At 61.2% G+C, this 15,969-nt stretch carries 18 protein-coding genes; 10 read left to right on the forward strand and 8 right to left on the reverse strand.

What is annotated here, in order from left to right; all coding sequences use genetic code 11:
* Positions 1-7 precede the first annotated feature (7 nt).
* From AC1ECK_RS11530 to AC1ECK_RS11540, 3 genes are read left to right on the forward strand one after another with little or no spacing between them, the layout of a single operon-like run.
* Positions 8-547 (forward strand): type II secretion system protein, encoded by a 540-nt coding sequence (locus tag AC1ECK_RS11530; RefSeq protein WP_480319030.1) that lies wholly within the window; start codon positions 8-10, stop codon positions 545-547.
* A 9-nt stretch (positions 548-556) separates the two neighbouring features.
* A complete protein-coding gene (locus AC1ECK_RS11535; RefSeq protein WP_480319032.1) occupies positions 557-946 on the forward strand; it encodes a type IV pilin protein in 390 nt (129 codons plus the stop codon).
* Complete coding sequence (locus tag AC1ECK_RS11540) at positions 943-1,599, forward strand: type II secretion system protein (protein WP_480319034.1); 657 nt, start codon at positions 943-945, stop codon at positions 1,597-1,599. The genes AC1ECK_RS11535 and AC1ECK_RS11540 overlap by 4 nt, the downstream gene beginning before the upstream one ends.
* 100 nt (positions 1,600-1,699) lie before the next feature.
* Here AC1ECK_RS11540 and AC1ECK_RS11545 read toward each other — a convergent pair whose 3' ends face one another.
* From AC1ECK_RS11545 to AC1ECK_RS11555, 3 genes are all read right to left on the reverse strand, one after another.
* The gene (locus tag AC1ECK_RS11545) at positions 1,700-3,040 is read right to left on the reverse strand and encodes a carboxylesterase family protein (RefSeq protein ID WP_480319036.1); all 1,341 of its coding nucleotides are present in this window, start codon (positions 3,038-3,040) and stop codon (positions 1,700-1,702) included.
* Between the two features lie 70 nt (positions 3,041-3,110).
* Positions 3,111-4,469, reverse strand: coding sequence for a hypothetical protein (locus tag AC1ECK_RS11550; protein ID WP_480319038.1), 1,359 nt, complete (start codon positions 4,467-4,469; stop codon positions 3,111-3,113).
* Positions 4,470-4,487: 18 nt separating this feature from the next.
* Positions 4,488-5,144 carry an O-methyltransferase gene (locus AC1ECK_RS11555; RefSeq protein ID WP_480319040.1) on the reverse strand — a complete coding sequence of 219 codons (657 nt, stop codon included), beginning with the start codon at positions 5,142-5,144 and terminating at the stop codon, positions 4,488-4,490.
* A 165-nt stretch (positions 5,145-5,309) separates the two neighbouring features.
* Between AC1ECK_RS11555 and AC1ECK_RS11560 the strand changes: the two genes are divergently transcribed.
* Both AC1ECK_RS11560 and AC1ECK_RS11565 read left to right on the forward strand, forming a co-directional pair.
* Positions 5,310-5,939, forward strand: a complete 630-nt coding sequence (locus tag AC1ECK_RS11560) for a TetR/AcrR family transcriptional regulator (protein ID WP_480319042.1) — start codon at positions 5,310-5,312, stop codon at positions 5,937-5,939.
* Between the two features lie 233 nt (positions 5,940-6,172).
* Positions 6,173-7,444, forward strand: coding sequence for an ATP-binding protein (locus AC1ECK_RS11565; RefSeq protein ID WP_480319044.1), 1,272 nt, complete (start codon positions 6,173-6,175; stop codon positions 7,442-7,444).
* Between the two features lie 188 nt (positions 7,445-7,632).
* On the opposite strand, the gene AC1ECK_RS11570 is transcribed toward AC1ECK_RS11565, so the two are convergent.
* The 4 genes from AC1ECK_RS11570 to AC1ECK_RS11585 form a co-directional block, all read right to left on the reverse strand.
* On the reverse strand, positions 7,633-8,754 hold the full coding sequence (locus AC1ECK_RS11570) for a polyamine ABC transporter substrate-binding protein (protein ID WP_480319046.1): 1,122 nt from the start codon (positions 8,752-8,754) through the stop codon (positions 7,633-7,635).
* Positions 8,755-8,876: 122 nt separating this feature from the next.
* Positions 8,877-9,224 (reverse strand): cupin domain-containing protein, encoded by a 348-nt coding sequence (locus tag AC1ECK_RS11575; protein WP_480319048.1) that lies wholly within the window; start codon positions 9,222-9,224, stop codon positions 8,877-8,879.
* Between the two features lie 40 nt (positions 9,225-9,264).
* A complete protein-coding gene (locus tag AC1ECK_RS11580) occupies positions 9,265-10,686 on the reverse strand; it encodes an NAD(P)/FAD-dependent oxidoreductase (protein ID WP_480319050.1) in 1,422 nt (473 codons plus the stop codon).
* 154 nt (positions 10,687-10,840) lie between these two features.
* A complete protein-coding gene (locus tag AC1ECK_RS11585; protein WP_480319052.1) occupies positions 10,841-11,647 on the reverse strand; it encodes an AraC family transcriptional regulator in 807 nt (268 codons plus the stop codon).
* A 360-nt stretch (positions 11,648-12,007) separates the two neighbouring features.
* On the opposite strand from AC1ECK_RS11585, the gene AC1ECK_RS11590 reads away from it, so the two are divergent.
* From AC1ECK_RS11590 to AC1ECK_RS11600, 3 genes are all read left to right on the forward strand, one after another.
* Positions 12,008-12,172, forward strand: a complete 165-nt coding sequence (locus AC1ECK_RS11590; protein WP_480319054.1) for a hypothetical protein — start codon at positions 12,008-12,010, stop codon at positions 12,170-12,172.
* Positions 12,173-12,438: 266 nt separating this feature from the next.
* Positions 12,439-12,801, forward strand: coding sequence for a cupin domain-containing protein (locus AC1ECK_RS11595; RefSeq protein WP_480319056.1), 363 nt, complete (start codon positions 12,439-12,441; stop codon positions 12,799-12,801).
* A 524-nt stretch (positions 12,802-13,325) separates the two neighbouring features.
* Complete coding sequence (locus AC1ECK_RS11600) at positions 13,326-14,399, forward strand: polyamine ABC transporter substrate-binding protein (RefSeq protein ID WP_480319455.1); 1,074 nt, start codon at positions 13,326-13,328, stop codon at positions 14,397-14,399.
* A gap of 107 nt (positions 14,400-14,506) precedes the next feature.
* Here the strand turns inward: AC1ECK_RS11600 and AC1ECK_RS11605 are convergent, their stop codons facing one another.
* Positions 14,507-15,100 (reverse strand): TetR/AcrR family transcriptional regulator, encoded by a 594-nt coding sequence (locus tag AC1ECK_RS11605; protein ID WP_480319058.1) that lies wholly within the window; start codon positions 15,098-15,100, stop codon positions 14,507-14,509.
* Between the two features lie 114 nt (positions 15,101-15,214).
* Between AC1ECK_RS11605 and AC1ECK_RS11610 the strand changes: the two genes are divergently transcribed.
* Together AC1ECK_RS11610 and AC1ECK_RS11615 are read left to right on the forward strand one after the other, a co-directional pair.
* Positions 15,215-15,595, forward strand: coding sequence for a DUF4267 domain-containing protein (locus tag AC1ECK_RS11610; RefSeq protein ID WP_480319060.1), 381 nt, complete (start codon positions 15,215-15,217; stop codon positions 15,593-15,595).
* A gap of 1 nt (position 15,596) precedes the next feature.
* Complete coding sequence (locus tag AC1ECK_RS11615) at positions 15,597-15,917, forward strand: DoxX family protein (RefSeq protein ID WP_480319063.1); 321 nt, start codon at positions 15,597-15,599, stop codon at positions 15,915-15,917.
* The last annotated feature ends 52 nt before the right edge of the window (positions 15,918-15,969 follow it).

Here is a 15,969-nt window from a genome sequence, read left to right on the forward strand (position 1 = left end):
CGTGGCCATGCCGACGAACCCGCTCCGCTCGCGTGGCGCAAGCCGGCCCGATCAACGTGGGTTCACGTTGATCGAACTGGTGATCACGCTCGCGCTCGTGGCCATCCTGGCGCTTGCGATCATGCCGTTCTCCGAACTGATCGTGCAGCGTCAGAAGGAACAGCAGTTGAGTGCCGCGCTACGCGAGATTCGCACGGCGCTCGACGCATACAAGGATTCGAGCGACGCGGGTTTGATCGACAAGGAGGCTGAGGCGTCCGGCTATCCGCCGTCGCTGACCGTACTCGTGACAGGTGTTCCCAACGCGAAGGATCCGAAAGGAAGTCTGCTGATGTTTCTTCGCCGCGTGCCGCGTGATCCGTTCTTTGAAGGAGAGCCGGACACGGCTGCTGAAGATACGTGGAACGTGCGCTCCTATGGGGTGCCGCCGGATCAGAGCGGTGCAGACGGGGCGTCCGGGAACGATCAGGCCGGCAAGGATGTGTTCGATGTGTCGTCGAAATCCGCTCGCGCCGGCATCAACGGCGTGCCGTACAAACAATGGTGACGGTGCATCATGAAACCCGCTCATACGCGCAGATCCCGCGGTTTTACGCTGATCGAACTGGTTGTCGTGATGGCGATCATTGGCCTGCTTCTGACGATCGCGCTGCCGCGTTATATGCACAGCATCGAACGCGGCAAGGAGCAGGTCCGGCAGCAGAACGTCGCGGTGATGCGCGATGCGATCGATAAATACTACGGCGACAACGGTCAGTATCCCGAAACACTCGATGAACTGGTGGCGAAACACTATCTGCGGGCGGTTCCGGTCGACCCGGTCAACGGCGACGACAAGTGGGCGGTCATCGCCTCGCCCGATGAAACCAAAACGGGCGTGTACGACGTCGTGCCGGCGAGTGCTCCGCAGGGCACGCCTGCCGATCCGGCAGGAGCGGGCAAGTGAGTCGCGGCGCATTCCCGGCGCGAGGCGGCGCGCGCATTGCGCCGGTATCGAAGCGGGTTGCGCGGCATCGAAGCCGGCCTTGCCCCGCGCGCCAGCGTGGGCTCGTGCTGCTGGCGCTATTGATCGCGCTGATGCTGATGTCGATCGCGTTGGCGGGCGCGCTCGACGTCTGGTCGTTGGAACGGCGGCGCGAGCAGGAGAAGCAACTCTTGTTCGCCGGCGACCAGTACCGCCAGGCGATCGTGCGGTATTACCGCGTTGGCCGTGTCTACCCGGCGTCGGTCGACGATCTGCTGGACGACGCGCGCTTTCCGGTTCCGATGCATCATCTGCGTCAGGCATACCCGGATCCGGTTACCGGCAAGACCGATTGGCTCTTCTTGCGGCAGGGCGATCGCTTTTATGGTGTGTATAGCAGCTCGGAGGCGCCGACGATCAAGCGCGCAGAGTTTCCGCGGCGCTATGCAGACTTCGAGACCGAGCAGACTTACGGCGGGTGGAAATTCATCTACCTCGCGCCGGGGCTGCGCAGCACGCCCACCAATGCTGTTACCGCAGCGCCCGGTCGTCCAGTGCAGACCATTCATCCACAGGATGGCGCGCTCAGCTTTCCGTCGGCAGGCTTCGGCCCAAACAGGATTGGTGGTCGTTAGCGTGACAGGAGCAAACCCGGGCTGCCCTCGGTCCTTCGCCTTCCAGGCACAACGGAAGAACTGCCGACTGGATTTCTCGGTATGGCTAACGGTATCGTCGCTACCTGACCTGGCGGAACACCCATTCGCGGATGGGCTCGATCGTGTAGGCGATACGCCACGTATTGCGGTGTCCGCTCGCCCCCGCGGTGGTCTGCCCCGGCGGGATCACGGTGCCTTTTTCGAACGTCACATAGTTGATCGGGCTGCCTGCGGCGTCGATTTTATCGAACGCCGCGCGGAACTGTTCTGCCGTCCACGTGCCGTCCCACGCCGCGCGGCTGATCTTCACGCCTTCCTTCTCCAGCACTGCGGTAATGGCGTTCTGGCCAGGGAACGCCTTGTCGTCGTCCTGCGAGACCAGAATCCACAGTTTCTGTTTCGCGAGGGGCTTCGTCAGCGCCGGGTCCCACTGGCCGGCGACGAGGAACGACGCGGCGAAGAAATCCGTGTACCTGATGTTCATCGCGATTGCCATCATGCAGCCGCCGGACTGGCCGGTCGCGTATAGCCGGTTGCGGTCGATGCTGTACTGCCTCGTCAGCGCATTCACCAGATCGATCGTGGTGTCGAGCGCGCTGGAGGTTCTGGAGTCGTCGTCCGCGATGATCTCGGCATACTGCGGCGCCAGCACGAAGCAGGGGCGCCTCGCTTGATCCACGGGATTGGCCCAGACGACGGCGCCCAGGCCCTGATAGAGGGTAGTTCGCGTCAAATTGCTGGTCGCGCCGGCATCGTGCATGAACAACACCAGCGGATACGACCGGTTTGCGTCGTAGTCCTTCGGTATAAACAGGTTGTACCGGAGCGTCTTTCCGGTCTTCGAGCTGTGGAACTCAAGCGCGCGGAAGTCATCGACGATCAGGTTTTCGACGTGCGTAGTCCTTAACGGATGACTGGATGCGGGGATCACGGTTCCGCTTGCCGCGGGCACCGGACCGGACTGGATGACCGTGGCTTGCGCCTGGCGGTAGAAGGTGTCCTGCTGCGGGATGTCGCCAGCGTTGCCGACGCCACCACCATTAACATTCCCCTTGCCTGGAGCGCCGCCCTGGGGTTGCGGATTGCCTTGCGATTGTGGAATCTTTTCGGCGAGCGGTGCATTCGTATCATCGGGCGACAGTGTGACGATCACGAAGCGGCCGCTGTCGGCACGATCCGCCGGATTCGCGGACGTGCAGATGTAGGCGCCGGTGACGGTCCGGCCTTCGACCTTGAAGCTCGCCGCCGCAAGGTCCACGTCGTTGACCGGTAAGCTGTACTCGATGGCGACCGCCGTCAAGCGGATGCCGTCGCCGAACACCTGCGTGATCGCACTGGCACGCGTCGCATGCGCGGCCCCGGTTTTCGCCAGCGCCGTCGTGCCGATCGCCAGAAATGCCCCGGCGCCGATGCTCATCATCAAAAAATTCCGTCTCGTTCGTCCTGTCTGACTCTTCACTTTCTCTGAGCTCCTGATCGGGTGCAGCGTTTCAGCTTCCATGTATCTGTTTCAGTTTGCGAACAATCGCGTCGCCGACGCTCTCCGCAGCGCCCTGTGCGTAGGGCGAGCTGCGCGCCTCGTACGTGAAGCGCTCGTAGCTTTGCGCGTCCGGCAGGTACTTGGCCGCGCCGTCGACCATGGTCGCGACGACCGTATGCGGATACGGCGAACTGGCGCGAATCTTCGCACCAACGCTCGCGGCCAGTTCGGGCTGGAGGCCGGCGAACGCGATATCGCCGATGCGGATCAGCACCACCGGCACCTCCACCTTCGCACCGGGCCGGTACGTGAACGACGTGACCGGGCCGAGCGGCGCATTGCGCGGCGAGAAATACAGGCCGTTCACCGCAATGCGCGCACGCATGATGCCAAGCGTGGACATGGACTGCGTCCGGATGCTGTCGGCGACGCCGACGACGTCCGTGCCCAGCCGCTCGCCAAGCAGGTCGAGCAGCGTGAAGCCGGTCTCGTGCAGGTCGATGCGGCTGACGCTGCCGTCGTCGTTGACCACGTGGCGGTTCGCCTGCAGAGACGGCGACTGGTCTCCCGCGGCGCCGACAATGAACAGCGCGACGGCGCCCGCGTAGTGCGCCTCGACATGGCGCGCGGCCGCGCCGGCAAGATCGGCCGAGATCAGCCTGCCGCCCGCCGCGAGTTGCGAGCCGTCCATCACCGAAGGCTGCACCGCGACATTCATCAGGATGGCGAAGGGCTTGCCATTGCTTCCGTCGACGCGTAGCACGCCGATAAATGGATCGGCGAAGCCCGCATCGTTCGCGCCGAGCCACCAGCCGTGCGGTGTCGGCATGTCGCGATTGACGCCTACCGGGCTCGTGCCGGAGCCGAAGCCGAGTCGCGCCGGTTGCAGCGACGAAACGGCGAGCGTCGCCGCGGCCCGCATTGCCGCCTCGAACGCCTGCCGCATCGCGTCGTTGCGTGCGGTATCGGTACCCGGCGGAAGCTGGCCGCCAACGAATACGTGTGGGGTCGCAAATGAATGGCCGGCGCAGACGATTGCATGATCGGCCGGGACGCCCGCAACCCCGGTGAGGATCGCCTTCATCGACGTGATCATCCCGTCCGCGATCGAGGTCAGGTCGACCACCACGATGCCGATCCGCGTGTTGCCGTCATCGAGCAGCAGCACGCGCACCGCGAGCGGATCGTGTTCGCCGATGAAGCCGTCGAGCGGGTAAAGGCTCGACCGCAACATGACGTCGGCTCGACCAGCGCCGGCCCGGAACCGCGAGGCATCGGTTGCGATCGCAACGTTCGAGATGCCCGGCAGCGTCAGCGCCGCGGCACCCAGTCCAAGTCCTGCCAGCAGAAATTCGCGTCGGGAGCGCATCCGCTTTTCAACCCGTCGTCAGCCGATCTTCAGCGCGAGCTCGGTGCCGCGCTTGATCGGCAGCGTGGTCGAGATGAAACCGTTCGCCGGGTCGCGAATGTATTCGAGGAAATCCGGTTCCGCGTTGTCGTTCAGCACATAGCCACCAACGCGCAACTGCGGGGCAACGATCTCGATTACGGTTCGGGCGAGCGAGGGTCCTTCCGGCTGGGGCCAGCCGTCGATCAATGCGAAATCGATCGGGCCACCGAGGTCGCGCAGCGTTTCGCGTGCGTCCCCGACGCGGATGTCCGCATAGTCCGCGAGCCCCGCATCCGCGAGATTCGCGCGCGCCGTGTCGACCTTCGCCTGCACGAGCTCGGAGCCGATCACGAGGCCGCCGCCGTTGTCGCGCATCGCGGCGGCGAAGTAGAGCGCCGACATGCCGATCGAGGTCGCGAAATCGACGACCCGCTTCGCGCCCATTCCGCGGCACAGCAGGTAAATGAGGTTGCCCTGGTCCGGATGGATCGAGAAGCCGTAGTCGGCGAACACCTGGGCGTCGTGGCGCGACGGCCCGTCGAACGCTTCGCGTTGCGGATGACGGCGTGTCGCATTCAGGCGCTGGATCACGTCCAGCACACGGGGATCGCGGATCGGGCAGGGCCCGCTCGACTGGGGAATTTCACGTGGCATGCGCTTGCTCCTTGCTCGATGCATGAACGTCGGGACGTATACTGATTCCGCAATGACCGTTTCGCGGTCATCTGGCATAAAATAAGGTACTTATATGGTACCGTATTTGGGAGGAGCGCGTTGTCAACGGTAAAAGGCAAGAAGAAAAGCGACTCCGCTGCGCCGGTGCGGCCTGTCCGCGGCCGCGGCCGGCCGAAGGTCATCGGTGACGACGAACGCAGGCGGCTGATCCTGAACGCTGCGCGCGAGGCGTTCGTCGAGCTGGGTTTCGCACGCACGACAACGGCCGAGGTCGCTGCACGGGCGAAGGTATCGAAGCGCGCGATCTACGAAGCGTTTACCGACAGGACAGAACTCTTTGCTGAAGTGATCCGTGACTGCCAGCGGATGATCGTCGACCTGCCTCGACCGGTCGGCGAAGATCTGCCGCTGCTCGAGACGCTGGTCCGGATCTTCCGGCTGGACATCGACGACGACGCGGAAGTGGCGCGCGAGGCTGTGCTGAACCTGATCATGCGGGAGTCCGTTTTGTTCCCGGAGCTGTCCGACTATCTGTACGAGAACGAGGTGATCCGTTCCCGCGAAGCGCTGGTCGAATGGCTGCAACTGGAGTCCCGGCGCGGCCGGATGACGGTGGACGACCCGCTGGTCTACGCTGGCATGCTGATGGACATCGTTTTCGGCGCGCTGCTGCCGCGCCGGCGGCTAAGGAACGCGGCGGAGCGTGCGCTGAGGACCGGGCACATCAAAAGGCGGCTGGAGATTTTTCTGCGCGGTACCGGTTCTGTCGGTTAGACGGCCCGCACTCTCCGCGGCCCCTTGAGAGCGCAAAGCGTAGCGGCCGGCCGGAAGCGTTGGAGAACCGACTGCCGTGCTTTCATACTCCACTGGGCATGCGTAACAGCAGTTCAGGGTTCAGCCACCTCGGCATGTTGTCGGAATCCTCCCATGAGCGTTTCTATCCTGTTTGCGGATCCGAGGTCCACCGGTTCAATGACCGTTGCTTCAACCGCCTGCCATAAACGAGTATGAAAAATCCTTTCAACACCCTGTTTGGCCGTCTTTCGCTGATGACGATCGGGCTGGTCGTTCTCGTGCACATTTCGGCCCGCGTCACGCTCAATGATGGCCGGGACATGATCGATACGGAGCATGCGCGGAGGGATATCCTTGCTGCGGTGCGGTTGAGGGCCATGAACAGCGATGATGTCGCCGGCGTGGCGCAGGCGCTGGGCGTGCGCTACGTCGACCCCGCACGGGTGATCGATGCGGGATGTCCTGCGCCGTGCAGTGATCCGAACACACCGTTTGATCGTGACCTGCTCAAAGGATTGCCTGCCGGAAGCCGGGTTGTCTCGGATGGGGCGACCGGCTCAATATGGGTGCGGTATGGCAACGCGCCGTACTGGATGTGCCTGTCAAACCTGCTTGTTCACCGGTTCCGCTTTATCGGCGAATCGGCTGCAGCGTTCATTCTCGCGCTTGTCGTTGCCCTGACGGCTGCCTGGCAATTCCAGCGCCCACTGCGGCGGCTTGCCGTTGCAGCACGTCATTTCCGTTCAGGGCGTCCTACGGCACCCGTGAGGGAAAGCGGGCCGGCCGAAATCCGCTCGCTGATCGTCAACTTCAATGCAATGATGCACGAACTGTCACGGGCCGAGCAGGACAGGGCGCTGTTGCTCGCAGGCATTGCGCACGACCTCAAGGCACCGATCACGCGGATGCAGCTCCGCGTGTCGTTGATGAACGATGAAGAGCGGCGCGCAGGGTTCGCGCGTGATGCCGAATCGCTATCGAACATTCTGGCGCAGTTTCTCGAGCATTCTCAACAATCGGCTGCGGTGTCTTCGTCAATAGAGACGGGACCGGCAACGCTCGAAAACGTCGATGAGCATTGCCGCGCCAATTATGCCGGAACGCTCGTCGATGAAGGACTCGTGAAGCTTGATCTAAACGCGGGGCACGGATTCAGGCTGCCACCGGTGGATCTCGATCGCATCCTGTCGAACCTGTTCGAGAACGCACTGAATTACGGTGAAACCCCCGTGGAAATCTCGACCCGGCGCGATGCGACCCACCATTGGCTCGTGGTGCGCGATCATGGGCGCGGTGTGGCGAATGAGCTGCTAGCGACCGTGATGCAGCCGTTCATGCGTGGGGCAAGCGAGGAAGCCGGCAAATCGAATTATGGGCTTGGACTCGCGGTGGTCAAACGGCTCACGCGTCAGAACGAAGGCGAGATGGAATGCCGCAATGCGGCCGATGGTGGATTTGTCGTTCTCCTGAGCTTTCCGAAATGAAGGGCGACGGTACAAGCGTATCTGTTCTCTCAGGTTCGGTCGGCCCTCGGAATGGACCGAACTTTTAAGCCGGCACACGCCGGCTTTTTTATTCACGAGACTCAACACCAGAGAATGGAAACCGAGCCATGAACCTATGACGCAGTAAGACCAGGGCCCGTTTCCGCGAATCGACTTCATTCGGCAATTCAGTGAGCCGTTTTGAGCTGCGCCCAAAGGCGGTTCTCCAGACGCAGGATATCGGGCGGCACCGGCTTGAGCAGCGTCATCTTGCGCAGCACTTCATCGGCAGGATAGACGCCCGGATCCTGTGCGACAGCGGGCGCGACATACTGGCGTGCGGCCTTGTTGGCCGTCGGGTAGAACACCTCGTTCGTAATTCCTGCGTTGACCTGCGGGCTCTCGATGTAGTTGATCCACCTCATTGCTGCATCGGCATGCGGGGCGTCCTTCGGCACGACCATCATATCGAACCACAGCAGGCCGCCTTCCTTCACGTTCGAGAACCTGATGTCGTAGGGGTGCTTGCTTTCAGCGGAACGGCGGTGCGCGATTCCGACATCGCCCGACCAGGCGACCGCAACGCAGATGTCGTTGTTCGCGAGGTCGTTGATATAGCTGGCGGTGTTGAACTGGGTGACATACGGGCGAATCTTTTTCAGCACTTCGTAGGCGGCCTGGTAGTCGGCGGGATTCGTGCTGTTGGGATCCTTGTGCATGTACTGCAGCACCGCTGCGAATACGTTGACGGCCTGGTCGAGGAAAGATACGCCGCAGCCCTTCAGCTTCGACACGTTCTTTGGATCGAACACAAGCGCCCAACTGTCGACCGGTGCGTCCTCGCCCAGCGCCTTCTGCACGGCCTGGGCGTTGTAGCCGATCCCTTCCGTGCCCCAGGCCCAGGGCACGCCGTACTGATTGCCGGGATCGACGTCGGAGATCAGCTTCATCAGCGTCGGGTCGAGGTTCGCCAGGTTCGGAATCTTCGACTTGTCGAGCTTCTGGTAAACGCCGGCCCCGATTTGCTTCGCCATGTAGTTCGAAGTAGGCACAACGATGTCGTAGCCCGCATTACCTGTGAGCAGCTTGGTCTGCAAGGTGTCGTTGCTGTCGTAGTTGTCGTACCTTACGTGGATGCCGGTCTGCTTTTCGAAACCGGGGATTGTGCCCTTCGCGATGTAGTCGGACCAGTTGTAGACGTTCAATACATTGTCCTCGGCGCGAGCTGGCTGGCTCGATGTGACGGCGAGTCCCGCGTACAGAAAGAGACTTGCCAGCGCGATCGCATGAGGAAGTCGACGGACCTTCATGTTGAATTCTCCTGATGGTGAGAGTCGGTCCGCAGCGATCAGCACTCTTGATGCGCGGCAGGCCACGAACGAAATGCGCTACGAAAGATCCAGTTGCTGCGCAATGCCGTCGACGCATGGCTTCAGTCGCGCTTGATGATGACGAAGGTCTTGCGCACGGTTTCCTTGATGTCCCACACGCCAAAACTGTTCTGCGGAAGCAGAAAGGCATCGCCTGCCTGGAACGCGATCGGCGTGCTTCCATCGGGCGTGAAGGTTCCACTGCCGGTCACGAAATGACAGAACTCCTGCTCGACGATCTGCCGGCGCCAGCGCCCGGGGCTGCATTCCCAGATTCCCGTCTCGACCTTGTCGGCGCGCTCGACGGCATAGGTACGCGTGTGCGAGACGGGTTCGCCAAGCGGTACCGCGACGGCATTGGCCGACCCGAGCGGAGCATTGTGCGTGTCGTTGAGGTGAGTGATTTCCATGAGGGTTTCACGCAGAGAGAGTTCAGATGGACGCAGCATGTCAACCGACCTTCCAGGTCATCAGGCTTTCCGCCGTAGCCGCCAGCTTTTGCGCCAGACGGCGACGCCATTGAGCGCTGCGCGGATTGGCCAGTACTTCGTCCTCGTGGACGAAGCTGCGGATGACGGCGTTGTATCCCAGCCAGCGGCAGGGCTCTGGTTCCCAGGCACGCAAGGCGCGGTGCACCGGACGGTCGTGTACGACCCAGCTCTGACGGGTTTCGATACTGTCGCGTTCGAGGATAAGGTCGGCGAGCGTTCGTCCACCGAGGTTGCTAGCCCCGACCCCCTCACCGCCATATCCGCCGGACAGGGCAACGCCGTTACGCCGGTCGATCAGCATGTGCGGCTGAAAGCGTCGTGACATGCCGAGGTTGCCGCCCCAGGTGTGGGTGATTTTGACGTTCTTAAGGATCGGGAACAGATCGACCATCAGGTCGCGACGCAATTTCACCTCAGACCCGGTCAGGCGAAAATCGTGGCGCAGCTTGCCACCAAAGCGGTACGACCCACGCGCGCCGAAGGCGAGCCGGTTGTCCGCGGTGCGCTGACCGTACGTGACCTGACGGCTGCTTTCACTGAACGCCTGGCCTCGAGTGAGGCCAATCTCCTCCCATACCGTATCGGACAACGGTTCAGTCGCCACAAGGAGGCTCTGCACCGGCAACTGGTATCGGCCAAGCGGCGGCAGGTTGGTGGCGTAGCCTTCCACTGCCGGCACGATCCAGTGCGCCTTGACGCTGCCCTTGTCCGTACGCAGCAGGCGGGGTTCCCAGTGGCGCACGCGGCTGTTCTCGAACAGCCTGACACCCAGGTGTTCGACCGCGCGAGCAAGGCCACGGGCCAGTTTCGCGGGATGGAGCGTCGCGCAATGAGGCGAGTAGAGCGCTCCCGTCGCGCCGGAAATACGTAGCTGGGCGCGCAGCTCGGCGGGGTTCAACCAACGGTAATCCTCTTCGGTGAGGCCCCATTGGCGCAGGTCGCTGAGATGTTGCCGCAGGCGCTGCTCCTGTTCCGGATAGCGCGCCGCGCAGTACAGGACACCGCCCTTGCGGTAGTCGCACGCAATGCGCCCGATTTGCCGCACCCGGGCGACTTCATCCGGGATGCCGTGCAAAAGGTCCCAACTCTCGCGACGCTGTGGTTCGGGCAAGCTGCCGATGAGACGATCTTCACCCAGCATGCCACCCATCAGCCAGCCGCCGTTTCGTCCGGAGGCGCCAAAGCCGGCCGTCTCGGCCTCGAGAACGGCGATCTTCAGTTGGGGCGCGCGGGTCTTCAGATAGTAGGCGGTCCATAAGCCCGTGTACCCCGCACCAATGATCGCCACATCCAGATCGAGATGTTCCTCGAGAGCGGGGCGCGGGGCGGAGTCGTCATCCAGTTGGCCCATCCACAGACTGATTTGGCGCCAGTCCGACATGTCATTGCCTCGCAGAGCAGGTTAAGAGAACGAGGCCTAGGTTAGATGCGAGAAAATTTCGTGTCGTGCGTGCGGGCACGCTGGGAATGTGCAACCTGACAGGCAGCAACGGGTTGATGACCGCCGTGCTATGGGCGGTGCGCGGCGGGGTGGCTCAGCGATCTGCGCTCAGCCGGCGCATGTACTCCCGGGGCGATAGCCCCGTATATTGACGGAAACACCGATAGAAGGCGGACAGGGAATTGAAGCCGGCAGCGAAGGCCAGTTCGTCGACGCGGCTATCTAGTCCGGGGCGGAGTTGTTCCAGCAGATGCTGGAGCCGCATCTGGTTGACATACTGATAAAAACTCAGCCCCATCACCTGGTTGAGCAGGTAGGAGACCTGATTACGCGTATAGCCGATGGTGCTCGCCACCTGGGACAGATCGAGATCCGGAGCCAGATGTGGCTGGAATTTCTGAAAGTATTCCTCCAGGTCGTGGCCCAACTGCCCCAGTTGGCGCGGCGACAAGCCAAGGCGGCTGGCCGGCGGGCGTGGCTTGCCGGCGCCGGACGAAGTGTCCGGGGACGACTCGCGCACGAGGGTCGCATATTCATTGACGCGCCAGATCCGGCGGTCGCGCACCGTGATGGCCTCGCTGGAGTGGAACACCGCAAGGCGCTTGCCGAGAGTGATGGCCGTGCGGTACTGGATGAAGGCCGTATCGCCGTCAACCCGGATGCGGTCGATATGATCGAGGAACTCGTCGGGCCAGCGCGGCATGGTTTGGGAAACGTATTCGCGCAGGTCGGCCAGGCCCAGGCGGCGGTTCTGGAAGAAGTCGTGGTACGCCATGTCGGGATGGTAGAGCGCGACCACCGCATCGACATCGCGAGCCTTCCAACTGTTATGGTAGGCAAGGACGACCTCGCGCGTGCTTTCGGTCAGGTGAGCGTCCGGGGCGGAAGATGTGGTTTGCATAACCTGCAGGATGCCGCAGGGCGCATCGGTTGGGAAGGGGCCAGGAAGCGACCTTCGGCACGAAGTATCTGCTTGGGAAAACGCTTCGCGCGGAGACCGGCGGAATCGTTCCAAAAAGATTTGACGAAAATTTTTTGACTCGTATATGCTGTTCACAAGCCGGTTTCAATTGTCGTAGTCAGGATTCACCAGCATGGCAAGACGCTGATGTGACGGCTGCGACGAGGATCGGATGTCCAGTTCAGACATTGTTTTGTCGAGTCGCTTTCTCAGCGCATTTGACGTTACTGATCGAGTGTAATCGTGAGAGTCCGTGGTCCCTTGGTACGATACGATCGAGGTCGAGGTGGATTTCTCGCCATGCGCAGCATGGTTTCTTCAGGGGCGAGCAAATCGACCCAACTTTGCTGTTATCGTTCGATCGATACCGTTCTCTCCATCCGCTCCGTGCGCCGGCATAACTCCATCGAAACGCACGAATTTGTCGCCATTCGCACCGACGAAATCGCGTCGCTGTTGCCCTAGCGCCTTTTCTTTCCACGTGGTTCTTCCTTTTCGCCGTTTGCCGACGTCGGGTTTCGTCTCGCGCGTAGGCCGCACGGCCGTCTGTTGCATGCGTCAAGTCATTGTCATTTCGCGCAACGGCAGGAAGTAACCTCGCTCGCGATCTTCCGCACCTTCGGTGCGGTCACGATTGGCGCAGCCCGACTGTAGAATACGCGCGGCTGCGTACTCGTCGAGTGCGTAGCTCGCGGCATTTTTCGTTTCTAATCCTGAACATTCGCATCATCATGAAAATCCAAGATATCGTCGATTTCTCCCAGCCCGCGAAGCAGACTATCAATGGCATGCCGAGGCCGGAAACGATTGTTTCGGGTGAACCTGCGCAATCCACCCATTTGCACTTCGCAAGCCCGTGTGGCCAATTGTCGGCTGGCGTATGGGAGAGTGCCTGTGGAAAGTGGTCCGTGCACTTCACCGAGAGTGAGTATTGCGAAATTCTCGCGGGTGTGTGCGAACTATGCGATGAGGACGGTAATGCCAGAACGGTACGGGCTGGTGACCGCTTTCTTATCCCCGCCGGGTTTAAAGGCTCCTGGGAGGTCATCGAGCCATGCCGTAAGGTCTTTGTTGCAGTCGAGTTCAATGCATAGCATTGGCGTCGATTACGAAGCACTCCGACTACCATGAAATTTCGTGGCCCCCTGGTACGCTATGATCGAGGCCGTGGTGGATTTCTCGCCATGCGCAGCGTGATTTCGTTGGGGACCCGTACGTCGGTCCGGCTCTGCTGTTACCGTTCGATCGACACTGTTCTCTCCATCCGCTCCGTGCGGAGACATAATTCCGTTGTGACCCACGACTTCATCGCGGTTCGTCAGGATGAAGTCACATCGTTGCTCCCCCAGCCGTAGTCAATTCTCCCTGCAGTGTCTTTCACTCTCTACCTGGCCCGAGCTCGTTAGCCGGACGGGTCGCGCATGTCCCGCTGTCATGTCAACACCGGTCAGAGACGTCGTTCGTCCGCGACCAGCGTTGGCGCACACAGGGGCGTGTGAGATCCCATCGGAATAGAACAGTATTGGGCCCGGCGATCCGTATTTCAGGTAGCACGGTCATCTTGGGGAATTACATGAAGACGTCTGGAAAAACTTTTAGGCTGCTTGCGCAGGTTCTGATGCTCGCTGGTATCAGCGGGCTGGCGACACGAGCTGTACACGCCGACGACAAGCAGCTCAACGTCTATAACTGGTCCGACTACATCGCGCGCGACACCATCCCGGACTTCGAGAAAAGAAGTGGCATCACAGTTCGCTATGACAGTTACGACAGCGATGACACACTGCAAGCCAAGCTGCTGTCGGGGAACGCAGGGTACGACATCGTTGTTCCGTCATCGGCCTATATGGCGCGACAGATCGAGGCGGGCGTTTACCAGAAGCTTGATAAGTCGAAATTGCCCAACCTCGCGAATCTGGACCCGCAACTACTGAAGCTGGTGTCCGACGCAGATCCGGGTAACCAGTATGGCGTACCGTGGGCATGGGGGACGGACGGCATTGCCTATAACGTGCAGGCTGTTGAACGAGCGTTTGGAGAAAACGCACCGAAAAATAGCTGGGCGCTTGTTTTCGATCCGGCCAACCTTTCGAAATTGCGGAGCTGCGGTGTGTCGTTTCTCGATTCTGCCGGCGATGTTTTCCCGGCAGTACTGCAATATATGCATCGCGATCCGAACAGCATCAATCCGGCCGATTATCAGGCGGCCTACGAAGTGTTGAAGAAGGTACGTCCTTACATTACGCAATTCAACTCGTCGGGCTACATCAACGACCTCGCGAACAACGACGTATGTGTTGCCGTCGGGTATTCCGGGGATGCAGGTATCGCCCGGCGGCGTGCGCTGGAAGCCAAACGCAAATACGACGTCGAGTTTGTCAACCCGGTGGAAGGCGGGCTCGTCTGGTTCGACATGATGGCGATTCCTAAGGACGCCCCTCATCCGGAAGCGGCGCTCGAGTGGATCAATTACATTGAAGAACCCAAGACGAGCGCGGGGATCACGAACGAGGTGTTCTATCCTACGGCGAACCGCGCATCGCTACCGTTTGTGAAGCCGGAAATCGCGAAAGATCCGGTCACGTACCCGCCGGCAGACCTGCTTGCAAAGATGACCGTCATGCGCCCGCAACCGGCTGCAATCATGCGGCTGCAGAACCGGCTGTGGGCGCAGCTCAAATCGGGCATTTAGCGGGTGTAACAAGAGGAGAGGTTCCGGCCGGTACATTTTTGCTGCTGAGTAGGTTTCCCGGACGTGGGGGGCGTAAGGGGCCGCCCCCGCGAGCTGCTGGTCCAGGCTTATGATCTGGGGTCGAGAGAGCTGTCTCGGGAAACGAGGAGTGCCCGAACAACCAGCATGATCCGTTCAACACGCGCGCTGGGCCTGATTCGGCCTGAACGTTCGAGTTCGACGAGCCCATGAAGGGTCGCCCAAAAAGTCTCGGTCACGACATCTACATCGACGCAGAACGGCGTTACGACTGTCGCAAGCGCTTCGAAAGCCGCCCGCAGTTCCGGTCTGGTTTCAGCTTCAGCGAATCGCAGATCCGTCGGGAGGACAAACATGGCCTCGTAGAGTGCAGGACGACGGAATGCAAAGCCGACATAGGCCATGGCGACATTCTCGAGGGCGTTTTCTCCGGTCGATCCACGCGCCGTTTCCCGAAGCGCTACGGCGAGCTCCTTGAAACCCTCGACTGCAACTGCTGCAACAATCGCATCCCTGTTCTCGAAATGTGAATAGAGGACTGGCTGACTATATTCGATCTCTTCAGCCAGGCGCCGGATGGTGACGGCATCCCATCCTTCGCGCTCGGCGATCACGCGCGCTACCGCGATAATGCGGGACTCGCGCTCAGCCCGGTGCCTGCCTTTCCGCTCGGCGATACTCAACCTTCGATCTCCCGGACCAGGATGGCCCACATGCCTTGTGATGATACGGAAGCTTGATAATATAGCAATGCTAGTTTATATTTTATCGCTACGACACCAACATAGGACGCTGCGATGCATTGGCTTGCGATCGGACTGGCGCTGTTCCTGGCTCTCGCGATTATCGCGATCGGTTCCCAATATCTCTTGAGCCCCACGACTGCGACACGCAGTTTCGGCCTGCCGCTTCCTGAAAACGGCGCCAACATCGCCTGGTGGCTTCGCCTCAAGGGGGTGCGCGACATTGCATCGGGATTGGCGGTACTGGCGTTCATGGTGTGGGACGCCCCCCGCGGGGTCGGCATCTTCCTGCTTGTGGCAGCCATCATCCCTGTCGGCGACATGCTGCTGATTCTTGCAGCGAAAGGCTCCACCAGAAGCGCCTTCGGCATGCATGCCCCTACGGCCGTGCTGATGGTCCTAACGGCCATTCTTCTAATGATGGGTGGGCGCTGAGATGGTCCATGTTGTTTCGATCTGGCTCCTCGTTGCCGGCTTCCTCGGTGCCGGCCTCTTTAACGCGATCGGCACGCCCGCGACGCAAAGCGATTTCGCCCGGTGGGGTTACCCGCGCTGGTGGGGCCGTTTTACCGGCGGACTGGAGATGGTGAGCGCCGTTCTGATTGCGCTTCCTGTCAGTCGCACGGTTGGCCTGGCGCTTGGGGCGGTAATCATTGTGGCTGCGGTTTTGACCGTTCTGCGCCACCGCGAATTTAGGCACCTCGTGCCGCTTGGTGCCTTTGTCGCCGTGATCGCGCTCGCAGAAATCTCGTCTTGAGAGCGCGGCACGGAAAGAACCATGCACCGTCCGGATGGATGACCCAAGGCGG

The sequence above is a fragment of the Paraburkholderia sp. SSBN10T genome (assembly GCF_056619545.1).